The sequence below is a fragment of the Streptomyces sp. NPDC048290 genome, from assembly GCF_040652095.1.
Taxonomy (GTDB): Bacteria; Actinomycetota; Actinomycetes; order Streptomycetales; family Streptomycetaceae; genus Streptomyces.
Window position 1 is genome coordinate 12803 of the sequence record NZ_JBEZLM010000012.1, and the last position, 18883, is coordinate 31685.

The 18883-nt window shown below is 73.2% G+C and carries 19 protein-coding genes; 9 read left to right on the forward strand and 10 right to left on the reverse strand.

Going from position 1 to position 18883, the window contains the following annotated elements:
- The first annotated feature begins 23 nt into the window (after positions 1-23).
- Both AB0D49_RS21525 and AB0D49_RS21530 read left to right on the forward strand, forming a co-directional pair.
- Positions 24-473: a MarR family transcriptional regulator gene (locus tag AB0D49_RS21525; protein ID WP_362759570.1), complete on the forward strand. Its 450-nt coding sequence runs from the start codon at positions 24-26 to the stop codon at positions 471-473.
- A gap of 9 nt (positions 474-482) precedes the next feature.
- Complete coding sequence (locus AB0D49_RS21530; RefSeq protein WP_362759574.1) at positions 483-1253, forward strand: class I SAM-dependent methyltransferase; 771 nt, start codon at positions 483-485, stop codon at positions 1251-1253.
- Here the strand turns inward: AB0D49_RS21530 and AB0D49_RS21535 are convergent.
- From AB0D49_RS21535 to wecB, 4 genes are read right to left on the reverse strand one after another with little or no spacing between them, the layout of a single operon-like run.
- On the reverse strand, positions 1250-3778 hold the full coding sequence (locus AB0D49_RS21535) for a glycosyltransferase (protein WP_362759576.1): 2529 nt from the start codon (positions 3776-3778) through the stop codon (positions 1250-1252). The genes AB0D49_RS21530 and AB0D49_RS21535 overlap by 4 nt on opposite strands.
- Positions 3775-5592 carry a hypothetical protein gene (locus AB0D49_RS21540; protein WP_362759579.1) on the reverse strand — a complete coding sequence of 606 codons (1818 nt, stop codon included), beginning with the start codon at positions 5590-5592 and terminating at the stop codon, positions 3775-3777. Before AB0D49_RS21540 ends, AB0D49_RS21535 begins: the two co-directional genes overlap by 4 nt.
- The gene (locus tag AB0D49_RS21545; RefSeq protein WP_362759582.1) at positions 5592-6380 is read right to left on the reverse strand and encodes a methyltransferase domain-containing protein; all 789 of its coding nucleotides are present in this window, start codon (positions 6378-6380) and stop codon (positions 5592-5594) included. The genes AB0D49_RS21540 and AB0D49_RS21545 overlap by 1 nt, the downstream gene beginning before the upstream one ends.
- Positions 6373-7464 carry a UDP-N-acetylglucosamine 2-epimerase (non-hydrolyzing) gene (wecB, locus tag AB0D49_RS21550; protein WP_362759585.1) on the reverse strand — a complete coding sequence of 364 codons (1092 nt, stop codon included), beginning with the start codon at positions 7462-7464 and terminating at the stop codon, positions 6373-6375. The genes AB0D49_RS21545 and wecB overlap by 8 nt, the downstream gene beginning before the upstream one ends.
- Positions 7465-7583: 119 nt before the next feature.
- Between wecB and AB0D49_RS21555 the strand changes: the two genes are divergently transcribed.
- The 4 genes from AB0D49_RS21555 to AB0D49_RS21570 all read left to right on the forward strand — a co-directional run bounded on the left by AB0D49_RS21555 (position 7584) and on the right by AB0D49_RS21570 (position 11688).
- Entirely contained in the window at positions 7584-8981 is a 1398-nt protein-coding gene (locus AB0D49_RS21555; RefSeq protein ID WP_362759588.1) for a glycosyltransferase family 4 protein, read from the forward strand.
- Positions 8982-9049: 68 nt separating this feature from the next.
- Positions 9050-10351: a nucleotide sugar dehydrogenase gene (locus AB0D49_RS21560; protein ID WP_362759591.1), complete on the forward strand. Its 1302-nt coding sequence runs from the start codon at positions 9050-9052 to the stop codon at positions 10349-10351.
- 40 nt (positions 10352-10391) lie between these two features.
- Positions 10392-11516, forward strand: coding sequence for a glycosyltransferase (locus tag AB0D49_RS21565; protein ID WP_362759594.1), 1125 nt, complete (start codon positions 10392-10394; stop codon positions 11514-11516).
- A gap of 13 nt (positions 11517-11529) precedes the next feature.
- On the forward strand, positions 11530-11688 hold the full coding sequence (locus tag AB0D49_RS21570; protein WP_362759597.1) for a hypothetical protein: 159 nt from the start codon (positions 11530-11532) through the stop codon (positions 11686-11688).
- Between the two features lie 165 nt (positions 11689-11853).
- Here the strand turns inward: AB0D49_RS21570 and AB0D49_RS21575 are convergent, their stop codons facing one another.
- The 4 genes from AB0D49_RS21575 to AB0D49_RS21590 form a co-directional block, all read right to left on the reverse strand.
- Positions 11854-12063, reverse strand: coding sequence for a hypothetical protein (locus AB0D49_RS21575; RefSeq protein ID WP_362759599.1), 210 nt, complete (start codon positions 12061-12063; stop codon positions 11854-11856).
- Entirely contained in the window at positions 12060-12494 is a 435-nt protein-coding gene (locus tag AB0D49_RS21580; protein WP_362759602.1) for a hypothetical protein, read from the reverse strand. Before AB0D49_RS21580 ends, AB0D49_RS21575 begins: the two co-directional genes overlap by 4 nt.
- Positions 12495-12547: 53 nt before the next feature.
- Entirely contained in the window at positions 12548-12856 is a 309-nt protein-coding gene (locus AB0D49_RS21585) for a hypothetical protein (protein ID WP_362759605.1), read from the reverse strand.
- Between the two features lie 709 nt (positions 12857-13565).
- Positions 13566-14816 (reverse strand): helix-turn-helix transcriptional regulator, encoded by a 1251-nt coding sequence (locus tag AB0D49_RS21590; protein ID WP_362759607.1) that lies wholly within the window; start codon positions 14814-14816, stop codon positions 13566-13568.
- Positions 14817-15055: 239 nt separating this feature from the next.
- Here AB0D49_RS21590 and AB0D49_RS21595 point away from each other — a divergent pair, with 239 nt between their 5' ends.
- Positions 15056-15556: a hypothetical protein gene (locus AB0D49_RS21595; protein ID WP_362759609.1), complete on the forward strand. Its 501-nt coding sequence runs from the start codon at positions 15056-15058 to the stop codon at positions 15554-15556.
- A 197-nt stretch (positions 15557-15753) separates the two neighbouring features.
- Positions 15754-17415: a histidinol-phosphate transaminase gene (locus AB0D49_RS21600; protein ID WP_362759612.1), complete on the forward strand. Its 1662-nt coding sequence runs from the start codon at positions 15754-15756 to the stop codon at positions 17413-17415.
- A gap of 66 nt (positions 17416-17481) precedes the next feature.
- Here AB0D49_RS21600 and AB0D49_RS21605 read toward each other — a convergent pair whose 3' ends face one another.
- Positions 17482-17721, reverse strand: coding sequence for a hypothetical protein (locus tag AB0D49_RS21605; RefSeq protein WP_362759615.1), 240 nt, complete (start codon positions 17719-17721; stop codon positions 17482-17484).
- Between the two features lie 7 nt (positions 17722-17728).
- On the opposite strand from AB0D49_RS21605, the gene AB0D49_RS21610 reads away from it, so the two are divergent.
- Complete coding sequence (locus tag AB0D49_RS21610) at positions 17729-18322, forward strand: intradiol ring-cleavage dioxygenase (RefSeq protein ID WP_362759618.1); 594 nt, start codon at positions 17729-17731, stop codon at positions 18320-18322.
- Positions 18323-18372: 50 nt separating this feature from the next.
- On the opposite strand, the gene AB0D49_RS21615 is transcribed toward AB0D49_RS21610, so the two are convergent.
- Positions 18373-18864, reverse strand: coding sequence for a hypothetical protein (locus AB0D49_RS21615; protein ID WP_362759621.1), 492 nt, complete (start codon positions 18862-18864; stop codon positions 18373-18375).
- Positions 18865-18883: the final 19 nt, after the last annotated feature.

Sequence of the window (18883 nt, forward strand, 5' to 3'; positions counted from 1 at the left end):
AGTAAAGCGCTACTCTGGACTCCATGGCCACACCGTCCGGCACCCCGTCCGCCACCCCGCACCGCGCCGACCCGCTGACCCTGGAGGTCGTCGAGCTGATCGCCGGTCTCGTGGCCCGCTACCACGAGGAGTACGAGGAGGCCGCCGCAGAGCACGCGCTGACCGGCGCCCAGGCCAAGCTGCTCAGCCTGCTGGCGCTGGAGCCGCTGCCGATGCGCCGGATCGCCCACCGGCTGAAGTGCGAGCCGTCGAACGTCACCGGGATAGTGGACCGGCTGGAGTCCCGGGGGCTGGCCGAGCGGCGCGCCGACCCCGCCGACCGCCGGGTGAAGCTGGCGGCGGCCACGGACGAGGGGCTGCGGGTGGCGCGCGGGCTGCGCGAGTCCCTCCGGTTCGCCCGGGAACCGCTGGCCGGGTTGAGCGCCGACGAGCGGCTGGTGTTGCGCGATCTGCTGCGGCGGATGGTGCCGTAGCCTCGCCGCATGGCGACCCTCTGGGACCTTCTGAAGGACTGCATCCCCGGCGACCACGCCCGTCAGGTGACCTCCCGCTACTACGTCGACCAGGTCATGGCCGCGCCCGGCGCCCCCCGCGCGGTGGTGGACCTGGGCTGCGGAAAGGGCGCGTCCGCCGCGCACTTCAAACGGCACGACCCGGCGGTCCGCTGGATCGGGGTGGACATCCGGGACTCCCCGGAGGCCCGGCAGCATCTGCCGGGCGGCGACCCGGTGGTGCACTACGACGGGGTCCGGCTGCCGTTCCGTACCGACAGCCTGCCGTTGATCTACTCCCACCAGGTGTTCGAGCATGTGGCCCGGCCGCGTGATCTGCTGGGCGAGATCGCCCGGGTGCTGCGGCCCGGCGGCACCTTCATCGGCTCCACCTCGCAGTTCGAGCCGTACCACTCCTTCAGCCTGTGGAACTACACGCCGTACGGGTTCCGGGTGCTGGTCGAGGAGGCCGGGCTCCGGCTGGCGGAGATCCGGCCCTCGCTGGACGGTGTGACGCTGATCATGCGGTCCTACCGCGCGGACGGGAAGTCCCGGTACGGGCGCTACTGGAGCGAGGAGTCGCCGATGAACTCCGAGATCGACGACTGGGGGCGGCGGACCGGACGGCAGACCGCGCTGGTCAATCTTCGCAAGCTGACGTACTGCGGGCAGTTCGCGTTCCGGGTCGTCAAGCCGGTGGACCCGGCCGGAGCGGTGACGGCTCCACCGGCCGGGTCCGTGGAACGCATCCCGGTCGACTAGACGGACGCCGGGGCGGACACCTGGCCGGTCAGCAGGAGGTCCGTCCACTGCCGGGCCACCCGGTCCAGCGAGAAGTGCTCCCGTACCTGGGTGCGGGCCTCCTGTCCGGCCGTCCGCCAGCCGTCGTCGCCGAGCCCCTCCAGGGCGTCCGCCATCGCCCGCGGGTCGGAGTGGATCCAGCGGCGGTCGTAGATCTCGTCCGCGCCCGGCCAGGGCAGCAGCGCGGGGACGGCGGCGGATGCCATGCCTTCGGCGGGGGCTAGGTGGAAGCTCTCGTCGTCGCTGGTGGACAGGACGTGGCCGACCCGGCGCAGCCAGCCCGCCACGTCCGCGCCGAAGCCGTCGAAGGTGACCGCGCCGGTCAGCAGCGGCGAGGTCTGCATCCGGCGCAGCACCGCGTCGAAGTGGGCGCGCTCCTCGGGCTTGTTCCAGATCCACCAGTACTCCCACGGCGGCTTGGACTTGATGGCGAGGTGCCAGCGGGGGTCGCGGGCGCGCAGCGCCTCCAGCACGTCCAGGCCCAGGTCCATCCGTTTGCGGCTGGGCGCGATCCCGATCATGCCGAGCCGGAAGCGGGCGCCGGGCGCCTTGGGCCGGTCGAGCTGGTCGGTGTCGACCCAGTTGGGCACCACGACGACCTTCGACTCGGGCCAGCCGGTGTGTTCCAGGGTGCGGCGGGCGTAGTAGGTGCTGACGCAGATCACCCGGTCCACGTGGTCGATGGCGACCTGGCGGGGCCAGGCGGCGTCCAGCTCGAAGCGGTGCAGACGGACGATCAGCCGGGAGCCGGGGCGCTTGTGGCGGCTGTACCAGACGGCGGCCGGGCCGCACCACTCCACGACCACCACATCGGCCCAGTCGGCGAGTTCCCTGCTGGCCACCGGGTCGTGCCGGGCGAGGGCGGGCCAGGCGTCGATCCGCAGCTCCAGACCGGGCACCGCGCGGAAATGGTCCAGGAGCCGGGTGAGGAACTTCAGGTCGTGGCCCGCGACGCCGATCCGCAGCGGACGGGGACGGTCGGCGAGCGCGCGGGGCGCGGGCGGGAACGCCCGCTCCAGGTGGCCGCGCCAGCGGTCGACGGCGGCGGTGAGGGTGTGGCGGTCGGCGGCCTCGCGGCAGCGTTCGGCGGCCAGCCGCCGGGCGGCGGGGTCCTGTGCCGCGTGGGCGATGGCGGTGGCGCAGTCGTCCAGGGTGGCGCGGCCGGGGACGTAGAGCGGATAGTCGACGCCGAGCAGGGCCTCGTGGGCGGGGGTGCGGTTGAGTACGACGGGCAGGCCGAGGGCGCCGAACTCCAGGACCTTGGTGGAGAGTTCGAGGCTGGCGTCCAGCGCGGAGGCGCGCCAGCCGAGGCCCAGGTCGCAGCCCGCGGCGATCTTCATGGCGGTCTCGCGGGGCTGTCCGCCGTGGTGTTCGACGCCGGGGGTGGTGTTCAGGGCGCGGGCCATGGCGGGCCGGAACTCGGGGTCCCCGGGGTCGTCGTGGATCTTGTCGCCGACGGTGTGCAGTTCGGCCCGGACGCCGTGCTCGGCCAGCAGGGCGGGCAGCCGGGTCATGGGGAGGGTGTTCCACAGCGGGGCGAACTTGCCGGTGTAGACCAGCCGGAAGGGGGTGTGCGGCTGGTCGTGGTCCGGGACCGGGAAGCCGGGGTCGGGGACGGCGGGCGGGCTGAGCACACACTTGCCGACCGCCTCCGGGACCCAGGTCTCCAGCAGACAGCGCAGTTCCTCGGTCTGGCACAGCAGCCGCTGGGCGGCCTCGGCGATCCGGGTCAGTTCGGCGCGGGCCTCCTCGGTCAGCTCGGCGGCGGACTGCGGGATGTCGGTGAGATAGGCCCAGATCCGGCCGTCGAAACGGCCGTCGGCGACCACCCGGCTGACCAGCCGACGGCCGCGCAGCACCAGCAGATCGCAGGGGTCGGTCTCGTCCAGCCGGGTCAGCAGCCGGGACGCCTGGACCGGGGAGAGCGGTTTGTCGGTGGCGCCGGGGACAAGTCCCTCGTCGTGCGGGCGGACCACGCGGACGCCGGGCAGCCCGGTCAGCGGGTCGATCAGCCGTCCGGTGCGGACCGGCGCCTTGAGCACCAGCCGGGTCCGGCAGCCGGTGCCGGACAGGGCCTGGACCGTGGACTGGGCCCAGACGGCGGAGCCGTCGATGAGGTTGAGGTCGACATCGCCGTAGACGAGGGCGTTCAGGGTCCGGGCCGGAACGGGCGCCGCGCCCTGGGGGCCGGGCGCGAATCTCTCCCGGCCTGTGCCGGATTCCTCCCGGCTGGCGCCGGTTTCCTCCCGGCCTGTGCCGACTTCCCCTCGGCCCGCACCCGGCTCCTCCCGGCCCGCGCCGGTTTCCTTCCGGCCCGCGCCGGACTCCTCCCGGCCCGCTCCGACTTCCCCTCGGCCCATGCCGGACTCCTCCCGGCCCGCTCCGACTTCCCCTCGGCCCGCGCCGGACTCCTTCCGGCCCGCGCCGGACTCCTCCCGGCCCGCTCCGACTTCCTCCCGGCCCAGGCCGGTCTCTTCCCGGCTCATGCCGGCTCCTTTCCGCAGCAGGCGAACAGTCGGTGGCCCCGGCGTGCCCACAGCTCGGGCGGGACGCCGGTGGCGAGCAGCGCCCGGGAGACCAGCAGGGGGCGCAGTTCGGGGACGAAGGTGTAGTCGTCGCCCGCGGGGGTGGAGCCGACGGCGTCGGCGCCGGAGTACTCCTGGGCGCACAGCAGATCGAGCAGCAGGGTGTCCGGGCGGTCCTCGGTGAGGTCGGTCCAGTCGGCGACCCAGGGGGCGCGGGGCTCGCCGGTACGGACGGTGACCCCGGCGGCGATGAGTTCGCCGAGCCCGGCGGGGTCGGGGACGACGACCTCGGCGGGCCGGTGGCGCTGGTCCAGCACCTGGGCGGTGAGCCGGGCGAGGTCGGCGCGGTCGCGCGGGTCGGCCAGCACGGCGACCTGGCGGGCGGCCAGCGGGTCGGGGGCGCCGACGCGGCGGGCGAGCGCGGCCAGCCGGACCCGGGTGCCGGTGCTGTGGAACACCTCGCGCAGCCGGTCACGGCCGTCGGCGGCCGGGTCGAGGGCGGTGAGGGGGGTGCCGGTGTCGGAGTCGAGGACGGCGTCCCAGGTGAACCGGGCGAGTCCCGGGGCGGCGGAGGCGGGGCCGTCGCGCCACAGCACACAGGCGCGGCCGGCCGTCCTGGCGGCGGCGAGGATCTGGGCGAGCCGCCGGTCGAGGTCGGGGGCGAAGCCGGTGCCGGTGTGCGCCCAGGGGCCGTACCCGGTGCAGGCGGTGAGCTGGACGAGCAGCGCGTCCGGGTCGGTGCGGGCGACGATCAGCTCACCGTCGTGCGGCAGCATCCGCTCGACGGCGGCGTCGGCGGCGAACGCGGTGGCGGTGGCGTCGGTGAGGACGCCCGCGAGGACCAGCCGGTCGCGGGGCGTGGAGGTGAACGCGCGGTGGGCGAGATGGAACCGCCCGTCCTGGACCTCCTCGGCGAGGGCGGCGGACCCGGTGGGGGCGGTGGGCGCCGGTTTCGCGGGGCCGGGTGTGGCTGTCCGGCCGCGCCACAGCCCGTACAGCTCCCTCGGCAGCCGGGTCGCGCCGCGCTTCGGTGAGCGGGCGGCGGAGACCAGGGCCTTGCCGACCCGCAGCGAGGTGGAGCCCTCCAGCATCGCCACCCGGGCCTGGAGCACATCGACCCGGTCGCGGGCGCCGCGCAGGGCGGCGGAGAGCCGGCCCTTCTCGCGTTCGGCGGCGGCGAGGCGTTCGGCGAGGGAGTCGCCGTGCCCGGTGGCCCCGGCGGCGGTCGCGAACTCCTCGGCGGCGCTCTCCAGGTCCAGGACCCGGGCGCGCAGGGAGCGGGAGACCAGGTCGGCGAGGACATACTCGTCGGCGATGCGCAGCGCGGTGGTGAAGCCCTCGGCGGGGACCGGGCGGCCGAACCAGTCGTCGGGCGGGAGCAGTGCGTCGGTGCGAGTGAAGACGGCGCCCGCGTGCAGATGGGTGTAGTCGAGGGGGGCGGCCCGCAGCACCTGGCAGTGGTGGGCGACCAGGGCGTCCAGCAGCCGGTGGTAGGGCAGGTCGGGGCCCCGGTGGCCGAGGACGAGCACGCCGCGTCCGCCGGGGCGCATCCGCTCCAGGACGGCGACGACATCGGACTCGGTGCCGTGCAGCCGGGTGTCGGGGCCGTAGGAGAGCAGGACGAGGGCGCCCTCGCCGACGGGCTGCGGCTCGCGGGTCAGGGTGACGCCGTCGGGAAGATGGAGGTAGGGCTCCAGGTCGAGGGCGCCGGGGGTGGCGTCCAGGACGGTGGTGACGCCGTCGAGATGGGGGCGCAGCAGATCGGTCAGACGCATCAGCGGGTCCTCGTGAAGACGTGGAAGCCGACCTCGTTCTCCCGGAAGCCGTACGGGGTGAAGCCGGTGTGGCGCAGGCCCAGGGGGGCGAGGACGGCGGTGTAGTCGGCGGCCGGGCGGTGGACGATGTACGTGCCGCGCGGGCGGCGGGCGGTGAGGTTCTCGTCGGTGACGATCAGCCGTCCGGTGATCCGGACCAGGGAGGCGAGGTTGCGCAGCGCGGCGGCCCACTCCGCGTCGTCCAGGACGTGGAAGAGGACGTCCACGCTGAGCACTGCGTCGTAGAGCCAGGGGGCGCGCCACTCGTCCAGGGCGGCTACGGAGTAGCGGGGGCCGCCGCCCTCGGCGCGGGCCAGGGCGATGGCCTGGGCGCTGGTGTCGAAGGCGTCCACCCGGTGTCCGCAGCGGGCCAGCGCGCGGGCGAAGTGGCCCTTGCCGCAGCCCGCGTCCAGCACGAACAGGGGGGCGGCCGGGTCGGCGAGGTCGCCGATCAGCGGCAGCAGGGCGCCGAGCCGCAGCGCGTAGAAGATCTCGTTGCCGGGGCGGTCGAGGCCGATGTGTCCGCCGGAGGCGAGGGTGTCGTGGTCGCGGTGGCGGGTGTTCCAGTAGGCGCGGTCGGCGGTGCTGTCGTGGGCGCCGGGGGGAGCGTGGTCGGGGTCGGCGGTGCTGTCGTGGGCGCCGGGGGGAGCGTCGGCGGCGGGCCGGGCGTGGGCGGCGGCGGGGGCGTCCTGGTGGGCGGCGGGGCGGGCGTCCTGGTGGGCGTCCCTGTGAGCCGTGGGCTCAGGCATGGTGGTCCAGCCAGCGGGTGACGATCCGTGCGATGCGCGGGCCCGCCTTGCCGTCCCACAGGGGCGGGCCCTCGCTGGGGCGGGTGTCCGGGGCGGTGTCGAGGGTCTTGCGCAGGGCGGGGACGAGTTCGCTCGGGCCGACCAGGCGGTTGGTGCCATGGGTGACGGTGACCGGGCGTTCGGTGGTGGTGCGCAGGGTCAGACAGGGGACGCCGAGGACGGTGGTCTCCTCCTGGACGCCCCCGGAGTCGGTGATCACGGCGGCGGCGCCGCGCACCAGGCTCATGAACTCGACGTAGCCGAGCGGATCCATGACGTGGACGCCGGGGGCACCGGTCAGGCCGGCCTCCCCGAGGACCGCCCGGCCGCGCGGGTGCAGCGGGACGGCGAGGTCGATCAGCCGGGCCGCCTCGGTGAGGGCGTGCACGGCGGCGCGGGCGGCCTCGGGGTCGTCGACGTTGGCGGGGCGGTGCAGGGTGACCACGGCGTAGCGCTCGGGCAGGGCGTGCGCGGCGCGGGCGGCGGCCGGGTCGAAGTGGTCGAGGTGGGTGAGCAGGGTGTCGATCATCGGGTTGCCGACCAGGTGGACGCGGTCGGCGGGGACGCCCTCGCGGGCGAGGTGGCCGATGGCCTCGGGGCTGGTGACGAGGAGCAGCTCGGCGAGCTGGTCGACCAGGCGCCGGTTGACCTCCTCCGGCATCGCCATGTCGAAGCTGCGCAGTCCGGCCTCCACATGGGCGACCGGGATCCCCAGTTTGGCGGCGGCGAGGGCGGCGGCCAGGGTCGAGTTCACATCGCCGTAGACGACGACCAGGGCCGGGTTCCGGGCGGTCAGCTCACCCTCCAGGGCGATCAGCAGCTCGGCCGTCTGGCGGGCGTGGCTGCCGGAGCCGACGCCGAGGTCGGTGTCCGGCCGGGGCAGGGCGAGCTGCCGGAAGAAGATGTCGGACATCCGCTCGTCGTAGTGCTGGCCGGTGTGCACCAGGACCTGGTCGCAGCCCGCGTCGCGCAGGGCGGCGACGACCGGTGCGGCCTTGACGAAGTTCGGCCGGGTGCCGACGACGTGGAGTACGCGCCCGTTCATGTCGTACGTTCTCCGCTCTTTCCGCCTACCGTGACGGCATGTCGAGTCATTTGCGTGGTTTCCGTCGCTTGGGGTATTTGCGCTTTTCGTCCCCTCGTGCGCTCAGTCTGGCCGCTTCCGTGGCGTGGGGCGAGTTGCGCCATGACCCCGCGCGTGCCGCGCTGCTCGGGGCGCGGCTGCTGCCGGGGGCGCCGGGCGGGCTGGAGCGGCGGCTCGCGGCACGGGCCGCCACGTCGGGTCCGGCGGCGGTGCCGGACGGGCGCCGGGTGCCCGCGCCGCCGCCCCGGGCGGTGGTGCGGCCGGTGCCGGGGCGGGTGCTGCATCTGGTGACCAACGCGCTGCCGGTCAAGCACGCCGGGTACACCGTGCGCACCCAGAAGATCGCCGAGGCGCAGCGGGCGGCGGGGCTCGATCCGCATGTGGTGACCCGGCTCGGCTTCCCGGTGGCGCAGGGGGCGCCGGACACCCGTGCGGTGGTGACGGTGGGCGGGGTGCCGCAGCACCGGCTGCTGCCGTGGTGGCTGCCGTACGGGCAGCGGGCGCTGCTGGCGCGGAACGCGGAGCTGGCCGGGCGGCTGGTGGAGCGGCTGCGCCCGGCGGTGCTGCATCCGGCGACCGACCACGGCAACGGCCGGGTGGCGCTGGCGCTCCGCGCGGCCTACGGGCTGCCGGTGGTGTACGAGGTGCGGGGCTTCCTGGAGGACACCTGGCTGACCCAGGCGCCCGGCCGCACCCGGGACGACCCCAGCTATCTGGCGCGCCGCGCGCTGGAGACGTCCTGTATGACCGAGGCCGATCTGGTGCTGACGCTGGGCGCGGCGATGAAGGCGGAGATCGTGGGGCGGGGAGTGGACCCGGAGCGGGTGCTGCTGGTGCCCAACGCGGTGGACGAGGCGTTCCTCGCGCCGCCGCCGGACGGACGGGCGCTGCGGGCGCGGCTGGGGATCGGGCCGGGGGAGTTCGTGGTGGGCGCGGTCGGCTCCATTGCGCCGCACGAGGGAATCGGGACGCTGCTCCATGCGGGTGCCGAGCTGCGGCTGCGCGGGGTGCCGGTGCGGCTGCTGATCGTGGGGGACGGTCCCGAGCGGGCGGCGCTGGAGAAGCTGGCCGGGGAGCTGGGGCTCGGTGACCGTACGGCGCTGTTCACCGGGCGGGTGCCGCACGCCCAAGTGCGGGAGTACTACGCGGCGTTGGACCTGTTCGCGGTGGCCCGTACCGATGCCCGGGTGAACCGGCTGGTGACCCCGCTGAAGCCGGTGGAGGCGATGGCGTGCGGGCTGCCGGTGGCGGCCAGCGACCTCCCGGCGCTCCGGGAACTCGTGGAGCCGGGCAGGACCGGCCTCCTCATCCCGCCCGATTCACCCCATTTGTGGGCAGAAGGTATTGAAAATATGTATTACCGTCTTAATCGACTGGATTGGGGAGCGGCGGCGCGCGAGTTGGTGGCCCGCGACCGCACCTGGACTCGGGTCGCCGAGACGACCCGTGCGGCGTACCGCGCCCTCGGCGCTGTCTGAGGCGCGGGCCCCGCACCGGTGACGCCACGCCTGACCGCCGGGTCCGGCACGGGACGGGGAGGAACGCCATGCAGGTCGCCCGGAGCACTCGGTCCCAGGACCCGGAACCCACCGCCGAACTCGCGGTGATCGGACTCGGCTATGTGGGACTGCCGCTGGCCCGCGAGGCGGCCACGGTCGGCCTGCGGGTCGTCGGCCTGGATCTGGACCCGGGGATCGTCGCCGCGCTGAACGCCGGACGCTCCCATGTGGACGACGTCACCGACGACGACATCGGACGGATGCTGGCCGCCGGGTTCTCCGCGCACACCGACCCCGACTGTCTGCGCCGGGCGCAGACCGTGGTGATCTGTGTGCCGACCCCGCTGACCACGGACGGCGGCCCGGACCTCAGCGCGGTCACCTCGGCCGCCGAGGCGGTCGCGGAACGGCTGCGCCCCGGAACGCTGGTGGTCCTGGAGTCCACCACCTACCCCGGCACCACCGAGGAGGTCGTCCGCCCGCTGCTGGAACGGATCTCCGGACTGCGCGCCGGGAGCGACTTCGCGCTCGCCTTCTCCCCCGAGCGCATCGACCCCGGCAACCCCGGCTTCGGACTGCGCGACACCCCGAAGGTGGTCGGCGGCTCCACCCCCGCCTGCGCCACCCGCGCGGTCGCCTTCTACGGCAAGCTCGTCGACGAGGTGGTGCAGGCCAAGGGCACCCGCGAGGCCGAGATGGCCAAGCTGCTGGAGAACACCTACCGGCATGTCAACATCGCCCTGGTCAACGAGCTGGCGGTGATCAGCCACGAGCTGGGCGTCGACCTCTGGGACGCCATCCGCTGCGCCAGCACCAAGCCGTTCGGGTTCCACGCCTTCCGGCCCGGCGCGGGCGTCGGCGGCCACTGCATCCCCATCGACCCCAACTACCTCTCCTACAAGGTGCGCTCCTCGCTCGGCTACGAGTTCCGGTTCGTGGAGCTGGCCCAGGAGATCAACCGCCGGATGCCCGAGTACGTCGTACGCCGGGCGCAGGACCTGCTCAACCATGCCGGACGGCCGCTGCACGGCTCCCGGGTGCTGCTGCTCGGGGTCACCTACAAGCCGGACATCGCCGACCAGCGGGAGAGCCCGGCGGTGCCGGTGGCCCGGCTGCTGCGGCGGCGCGAGGCGGAGGTGTACTTCCACGACCCGCATGTGGCCGAGTGGGCGATCGACGGGGTCCCGGTGCCCCGGGTGGACGACCCGGCGACCGCGGTCGCCGGACACGACCTGACCATCCTGCTCCAGGACCACTCCTCCTACGACCTGCCCGCCCTGTCCGACGCGGCCCGGCTGCTCTTCGACACCAAGGGGCGGATCTTCCGGCCCGGTGTCGAGGTGCTCTGACCCCCGTCCGCCCCGCCGGGAGCCGAAAGGTGCTGCTCTGATGCGGATACTCGTGGTCACCGTCGTCCACCATCCCGAGGACGCGCGCATCCTCCACCGCCAGATCGCCACCCTGCGCGAACACGGCCACCAGGTGCTGTACGCGGCCCCGTTCGCCGCCCGCCGGGCCGTCCCGCGCCCCGACGTCGAGGGCCTCGACCTGCCCCGGGCGGTGGGCCGGGACCGCCGCGCCGCGCTGCGCGCCGCCCGCACCCTGCTGGCCGACCGCGGCCCCGAGGTCGACGTGGTGCTGCTGCACGACCCCGAGCTGCTGCTAGCCCTGCCCGGCACCCTGCGCCGCTGGCGCCGCGCGGGCCGGGCCCCGGTGACGGTGTGGGACGTGCACGAGGACACCTCGGCCGCGCTGGCGATGAAACGCTGGGTCCCCGCGCTGCTGCGCCCCCCGCTCCGGGCGGCCGTCCGCACCGCGGAACGCCTCGCCGAACGGCACGTACGGCTGCTGCTCGCCGAGGACGCCTACCAGGAACGGTTCCGCGGGACCCACCCCGTGGTGCCCAACCTGCCCGTCGTGCCGCGCGCGCACCCGGCGCCGCCCGGCCCCGACCGGGCCGTCTACCTGGGCCATCTGTCCCGGGCGCGCGGGGCGCTCGACCTGATCGAGACGGCCCGGCTGCTGGCGCCCGAGGTCCGGGTGGAGGCCGTCGGCGCCGCCGACCCCGACGTGCGCGACGCGCTCACCGCCGCCGACCGCGAGGGCGTACTGCGCTGGCACGGCTACCAGTCCAACGACCGCGCCCTCGCCCTGCTCTCCGGCGCGCTGGCCGGGCTGTCCCTCCTCCACGACCAGCCGAACTACCGGCACTCCCGGCCCACCAAGGTCGTCGAGTACATGGCCCACGGCGTGCCCGTGGTCACCACCCCCAACCCGCTCGCCGCGGACCTGGTGGAACGCCACCGCTGCGGCCTGGTCGTCCCCTACGAGGACCCGGCCGCCGCCGCGATGGCGGTACGGCGGCTGCGCACCGACGCCGATCTGCGGCTCGGCTCGGCCGAACGCGGCCGGGACGCGGCGCTGGCCGAACTGGACTGGGCCGCACGCGGCGCGGACTTCGTGGACCGGCTGGAGCGGTGGGTGAAGGAGTCGGCGGACACGGTGGCGGTGTGATGTCGGGGCCCTGGTGGTCACCCAGGGGGGCGCGGACTACCTGAGCACGCGCGGACTCTACGACCGGGAGGACCGGGAGATCACCCTCGTGCGCGACGGCATCACCGCGGTCGCGCTGCAAGAGGCCAACGAGCAGGGCGACGGTCCGGGGACCGGACGTTCCTCGGTATGAGAAACGGCCCCCACAGCGCTTGAGTTCCAGCGGTCGCTGTGGGGGCCGTTCAGGGGCCGTCCGCCCCATCGGGGGGAGCCGATGCGGCATGGGGCGGACGGCGGTTGGCGCACCCTCCGCCAGGGTCCTTCCTGTCCACCGGGCGGAGGGGCGATCACAGGGCCGCTACCAGGGTCCCGGCGGACCGTCACCGGTCCGGCAGCGCGGGCACCGGCACGGCGGCCAGCGGCGGGTGCCGATCCCGCAGGGGCGCATCTCACCGGGCCGGTAGACGATCACCGGGGTGCGGTCGACGCGTTCGCCGTCCGGGCGGACCCGGTACGTCTCGATCGTCAGACGCGAGGCGCCCGGGGCGGGTGGCGTACCGGCGTTCACCGCGCCTCCACCTCCCCGCCGTCGTCGTCCCCGGACGGCTGCCGGGGGATGTGACGGGCCATCAATTTCTGCATCCGCCGGGCTGCGCGCCGGAACTCCGGATCGCTGGTGAGGGCGTCCTGTAGGGGGTCGGTGTACTCGAAGGTGTGGCACCCCCGGTGACCGGCGAACAGGCTGCACACCGTGTCCTGGGCGGTGGGCCCGGAGGGGGTGTTGCAGTCGGGGACGACACGGAACATGTCGGGTGGACAGCCCTTCGCCCACAGGGCCCACACCTCCCCGTCACCGGCGTCGTCCAGCTCCCACACCAAGGCGTGATGACGGCCCCCGGAATGCTCCTGAAGGCGGCACCGCAGGGAGGGCTGAACGGTGTCCGGGGCGCTGGAATCCCCGACCGACACGAACATGATCGCGATCAGGTCGACCGGCATCACGGCTCGCGCGCCGCACCTGTGGGGCGGGAGCACGGACCGGCCCGCCTTGATCAGCGAGACCACCGGCCACCCCCCGGCATCGTCTTGGGTGTGGACGCGTCCGCACATACTGCACGCACCGAGCCCTCAGCGGCCCTCCGCAGCGTGAACGCGAGCGCGTGCCGACGCCACCGTTCCCGCTCGCTGTCCTGCCAGTCACGGACCCGTTCCCGCTCCCGGGCACGGTCGTCCTCACCCGCCGGGTAGTACGGCCGCACCAGCACCGCCGTACCCGCGTCGCAGGCGATCCCGTCGTCCCCCTCGGGGCACGCCTCCCCGGGCGACCACGCACGCTCCCTCAGCGGCAGGAGGACAGTCACCGGAGCCGCCCCGGGCACTCCCGCGCCGGGCCGACCGGACACCTGCGGCCGGTCGGCCCGCCGACGCCCGGTAGGGGGCAGCAACAGCCGCAACAGCCACCCGAAGAACAGACCGGCACGCCGCGCGACCGCGCGACCGGACGGCGCGCTCACACCGTCCCCCGGTCCGCACCGACCACACGCCGGTCAAGGTCGACACCGAAGTCAGCAGCGAGTACCAGCGCCACACGGCGCCGGTACTGAACGCCCCGCTCCCGCTCCGCAGCGACCACATACGGCCGGACCAACGCCGTACCCGCCCCGTCGAGCGGCTTGTGGACCCCGTAGGGCGACCGGGGCACACGCCCCCGCGCAGCACCCGGACGGGATGTCCCCGGGTGCTGCGCGGGGGCCTTGGGAGCCGGACGAGCACCCGCCCGGCGCTTCCCCTCCCCGGGCGGTAAGACACCCAGCACCCATCGCACGATCGTATGGATAATGACCACTGTCATCAGCTCCCTTGAGGCTGCTGGCCACGCCCCCGGACGTTCAGCGCGTCGCGGGGGTCTTTGGTGGCAATTGGGTGCAACAACCCTAGGGAGCAATGGAGTTGGTCACACGAGCGGAAGGCGGTACTTCCTGCGCATCGGCGGCCAACGCTGCACGCCTCGCAGTAGTCACACCCGTCTGACGCTTCCGGCGGGGCGGAAACTACTGCGGAGCGCGGTAATTACGCGTCGACCATCAGGAGAGCGCTCAAGCGGCGCATGTCCCGGGTGAGCTTCCGCTTACGTCGCTGTACGACTGTCCGCACGATGTCCAGGGCGGGGCGTTGATGGGTCAGCCAATCGGCGTTTTTGTACTCGATCGCAACTAGCCGATCCATTGCGTTGTCGTGATCCCCGACCATTACGTAGGCGGACGCAACTGTCAGCCGATGCCGGTTCCACTCATTGTCGGTTTCAGGAACCTTGGCGAGCTTCATGGCGTGATCGGAGAGGAACGCCTTCCCGGTGGATTTCTCGATGACCTTGTACGGGTCCCCGTCCTTCTTGATCAGCTCGTCCTCCAGAGCCTTCATTTCCACGATGGTCGAATCGAACCTGCCACTCCGACCATGGCACGCGGTTTCGACAGACTGATTGCTCAGGGCGGACGCGGCAGAAGCAGCAATTCGGCGAATTTCCTCGGCTTCCTCCGGGCGGTTGTTCCGGACCGCCGCCGCGGCCCCGTGCAATGCCAGCCAACCCCACGAACACAGACGCTCAGATGTCGCCTGGGAGATGCGGGGCTCGATGCGTTCCGCTGTCTCGACCGCGAGGCGTTCGGCGTCGTCGAAACGGCCCTGACGTGTCATGAGCCAGGACATGATGCCGATGGAGACAGAAGCTGTGTCGGTGTCGTCCACGGCAAGCGCGTCACGGATCGCCCCGGAAAGCGCGCAGTACGCGAGGTCGAATTGACGCACGGCGGTCAGATACCGCCCAGACAGCAGCAGTGCTTCCGATCGGAGCAACAGGGCCCGCTCGGATTCAGGACCGTTGTCGAAGTGGGCGACTGCCGATGTCGAGTCTCTTATGATCTTGGGGAGGTGGGCGGCCACCGGTTCGAGCTTCAGCGCGGCATAGGATGACGCCCCCTGGCGGATCACTTCCCGGAGCGCTGTGAGGTCTGGAGTCTCTGAAATCTCAGACCTGGAATCGTCCAGCCCGACAGGGGGCGTCAAGGCATTCCGCAGCTCAACCAGTCCGACGGCTGAAGGCTCCCCGCCGAGGGCTCCGGGAGTCCCGGATGCCATCAGGTCAGACGTCTTCAGATGCAGAGCCCGCGCAAGTTTGTGCAGCGTCTCGATACGAACGCTCCCGCCCTGCTCCAGCTTGGCCACCGTGGACGGCGCGATGCCAGCGGCGTGCGCCAGTTCTTCCTGAGTCAGCCCAGCGGCCAAGCGCTTGTTACGGACGTTGTCACCGAGTGCGCTCATGCTTCCCGCCTTACGCGTGTGGTGGAAACTCCCCTACCACGGTACGCCGTTGATGCCCCCTTCTGGCGGTCCGGAACACCGCCCGCTCCGCGTCATGCGCGCGACCGCGGACAGAGTCCCGTACCACCCGAGCACCTCACCACCCGCCGTGATCGGCCGTCCATGCCGAGTTCGGCGAGGCTCAGTCCCCCGGCGTCCCCGGCGATCCGACCACCGCCCGTCTCACCGAGACCCGGCGGGTGTCGGGCGCCCCGATGGACCTGTACATCGAGGCCCCGGACGGTCTGCTGATCCTGGGCGCGCTGCTGGTCGGCTTCGGCTATGTGATGCGCAACGCGGTCGTCGGCCGCCATGTCTACGCCATCGGCGGCAACCTCCCGGCCGCCAAGCTGTCCGGGGTGAAGGACAAGAAGGTCACCTTCCTGGTCTTCCTCAACATGGGGATGCTGGCGGCGCTGGCCGGGCTGGTCTTCGCGGCCCGCTTCAACGCGGCCTCCCCGAAGGCGGGCCTCAACTTCGAACTGGAGGCCATCGCCGCGTCGTTCATCGGCGGCGCGTCGATGAGCGGCGGGGTCGGCACGGTCCTCGGCGCCATCATCGGCGGGCTGGTCCTCGGGGTGCTGAACAACGGCATGAACCTGGTCGGGGTCGGCACGGACTGGCAACAGGTGATCAAGGGGCTGGTGCTGCTGGCGGCGGTGGGCTTCGACGTGTGGAACAAACGGCGGGTGGGGTCGTAGCGGCCCCGATCCAGGCGCGGGGGGCAGGTGCTGCGGGAGGTGCCCCGGCACCTGGGCGTCACACTTCTCTCACATCCGTTGAACGGTTCCGGGCCGCCCCCCGTACAGGAGGGCGGCCCGCGCTCCCCCTCGCGCGGGCCGCCCAAAATCGAGCGGGCCCGTTCGTCCCCGCCGGGCCCGCTTCTTTGGAGGTCGCTTTGGCTGACAACGTCACCTCGCTGTTCCGCGGCACCGCGGCACACAGCCCGTCGATGGCGGCGCTGACGCGAGAGGGCGGCGACGGGGCCGGCCCGGTGGACTTCTGCATCCCCTGCAATCCGTACTTCCCGACCCCCGCCATGTTCGACGAGATGGCCGTCCGGCTGCGGGAGATCCTCACGTACTACCCGAGCGGCGCCGACACCATCACGGCGGAGCTGTGCGGGCTGCTGCAACTGCCGCCGCAGTGTGTGGCGATGGGCAACGGCTCGACCGAACTCATCACCTGGATCGACCATCTCCTGGTCCGGGAGTCCCTCGCCGTCCCGGTGCCGACCTTCGGCCGGTGGACCGACCAGCCGATGGAGACCGGGAAGCGGGTCGACATGTTCCCGCTCCAGGAGTCCAGCGGCTTCGCCCTGGACCTCGCCCAGTACGCGGAGTTCATCCGGGCCCGCAACACCCGGGTCGCGGTGCTGTGCAACCCGAACAACCCCGACGGCGGGTTCCTGCACAAGCACGCCGTGGTGCAGTTCATGGACGCGATGGCGGACCTCGACCTGATCGTGATCGACGAGTCGTTCCTGGAGTTCGCGGACGCGGAGAACGAGCCCAGCGTGGTCCAGGAGGCGATGATCCGCCCCAATGTGATCGTGCTGCGCAGCCTCGGCAAGAACTTCGGACTGCACGGCATCCGCTTCGGCTATCTGGTCGCCAACCCGGCGCTCGCCGGCAAGGTCCGCTCGATGCTGCCGAAGTGGAACCTCAACTCCTTCGCCGAGTACGTGGTCTTCATGCTGAAGGAGCACGGCGCCGAGTACGCGCAGAGCCTCCACCAGGTCCGCCGGGACCGGCTCGACATGGCGGGCCAGCTCTCCTCCCTGCCCGGTCTCACCGTCTACCCCTCCCAGGGCAACTTCCTCTTCGTGCGGCTGCCGGTGGGCGCGGAGGGCACGGTGGTGCGGGACCGGCTGCTGACCGAGCACCGCATCCTGGTGCGCGAGTGCGGCAACAAGATCGGTTCGTCCAGCCGCTTCCTGCGGCTCGTGGTGCGCCCCCAGGTCGACGTCCGCCGCCTGGTGTCGGGCCTGGAACAGGTGCTCTACGGGACCAGGAGGGGAGCCGCCGTGCCGGAGCCGGCCACCGGGACCGGCTACAGCTCCGGCACGGCGGCGGTGGACCGGCTGGTGAGCGCGACCAACGGGGCGGGCCTGCGACTGCCGCCGGGCGGCCCACCGCCGCCCGCGCAGCTCCCGATGCCGACGCCGATGCCGGGGCCGGTACCGGTGCCCGCGGCGGCTGCGGTGCCGCTGCCCGCGGCGGCTGCCGTACCGCTGCCGGTGGCGGTCCCGCAGCCGATGCCTCAGCAGATGCCCCAGCAGATGCCGGTCCCGGCCGCCGCGATGCCTGCGATGCCCGCGATGCCTGCCATGCCATCGATGCCTGCCATGCCCGCCGCGATGGTTCCCATGGCGCCGGTGGCCCAGATGGCGCCGATGGTCCCCGCCGCGCCCCAGATGGCCGCCGCGCCCGGCGCCGGACTGACCCCGCCCGGTGTCCCCGCGCACGGCGGTCTCACCGCGGCGCAGGTGCGCGGCACCGACGGACTGGCCCCGGCGGCGAGCTGGCCGAATCCGGCGGGGTGGCCTAACGCCGGGTAGGGGGTGTCTGATGGATCTCGCCTAGGGTCCGCCGCGTTCCCGACAGCTCCCCGACAGGCTGTTCGGCTACGGTCCCTTGGTCATGGGGTCCAAGGACATGGCAGACAGCGGCAGCCCGGCACCGGCCCGCCGTACGGTGCTGAGGGCGACGGGGACGGCCGCGGCGGCGGCCCTGGTGGCGGCCTGCACGGCGGACGGCGGCGGATCGACGGCGGCGCCGTCCCCGGAATCACCCTCGCCCACGGCGTCCACCACGCCCTCCACGGCGCCCTCCGGTACCGCCTCGCCCGTGGTGTGCGCGCTCACCCGGGAGATGACGGAGGGCCCCTACCACCTGGAAGGTGCCCTGGTCCGGGCGGACATCGGCGAGGGCAAGGAGGGCGTCCCGCTGCGGGTGGCGCTCACCGTGGTCGACGCGGACTCCTGCGTACCGCTGCCGGACGCGATGGTGGAGCTGTGGCACTGCGACGCGCTCGGCGAGTACTCGGGCTTCGTCGGCGGCAACGGCCATGACGGTCCGGACGACGGCCGCTTCCTGCGGGGCGCCCAGCGCGCCGACGCGCGGGGCGCCGTGGAGTTCGCCACCGTCTATCCCGGCTGGTACGGGGACCGGTGCGTCCATATCCACGTCAAGGTGCACACGGGTGTGACGGAGACCGGCGACGGCTCCTTCGAGGGCGGCCAGGAACTCCACACCGGCCAGCTGTTCTTCGCCGAGGCCACCACCCGGGCGGTGGCCGCGCTCCCCGTCTACGCGGCGAACACCGGCGCCCGGACCGCGCTGGACGACGACCAGTTCTACGACGGCGGCGGGACCGTCTCGGGGCTGCTCGCGCTGACCGCACCGGGCGACGGCCCCGGAACGGGATACGCCGGTTCACTGACCCTCGGTGTCCGGCGGGACTGAGCGGGACCCGGAGGTCCCGCCCGGCGGGGGTCGGTGAACCGGCGCTGTGCCTACTTGCCGCGCAGGCCCTTCAGATAGGCGGTCAGCCGGGCGCGGTCGGGCTCGATCCGCTCCAGGATCGCCTCGGCCGTCTCCCGGCGCCGCGTGCCCAGCTCCCGGTAGACGAGCCACAGCCCCTCACGGGCGGCGGCCCGGCACCGGTCACCGAGGTCGGCGTCGCCGAGGGCGGCCTCCTCCTTCTCGGCCTCGCCCCGCACGATCTGCTGGAGCAGTTCGAGGACGAGGTCCCGGGCGTCCGGCGACAACTCGTCGAGCAGCGCCGCGAGCAGCACGGACACCGTCGGCACGGCCGCGCTGTACAGCTGGCCCTGGATCACGACGACGTTCTCCAGACCCCAGTAGGCGCCGAAGGCGTCGTCCTCCGTGACCGCGGCGGCCAGCGCGCGCAGCGCGTCGGGCACCTGGGCCGAGCGGTCGCCCGCCGTGCGGTACTGCTGCCAGGCGACCCGCCCGATCTCGATGTCGGCGAAGCTCTTGCTCACCGCTCTCCTTCCGCTGTCC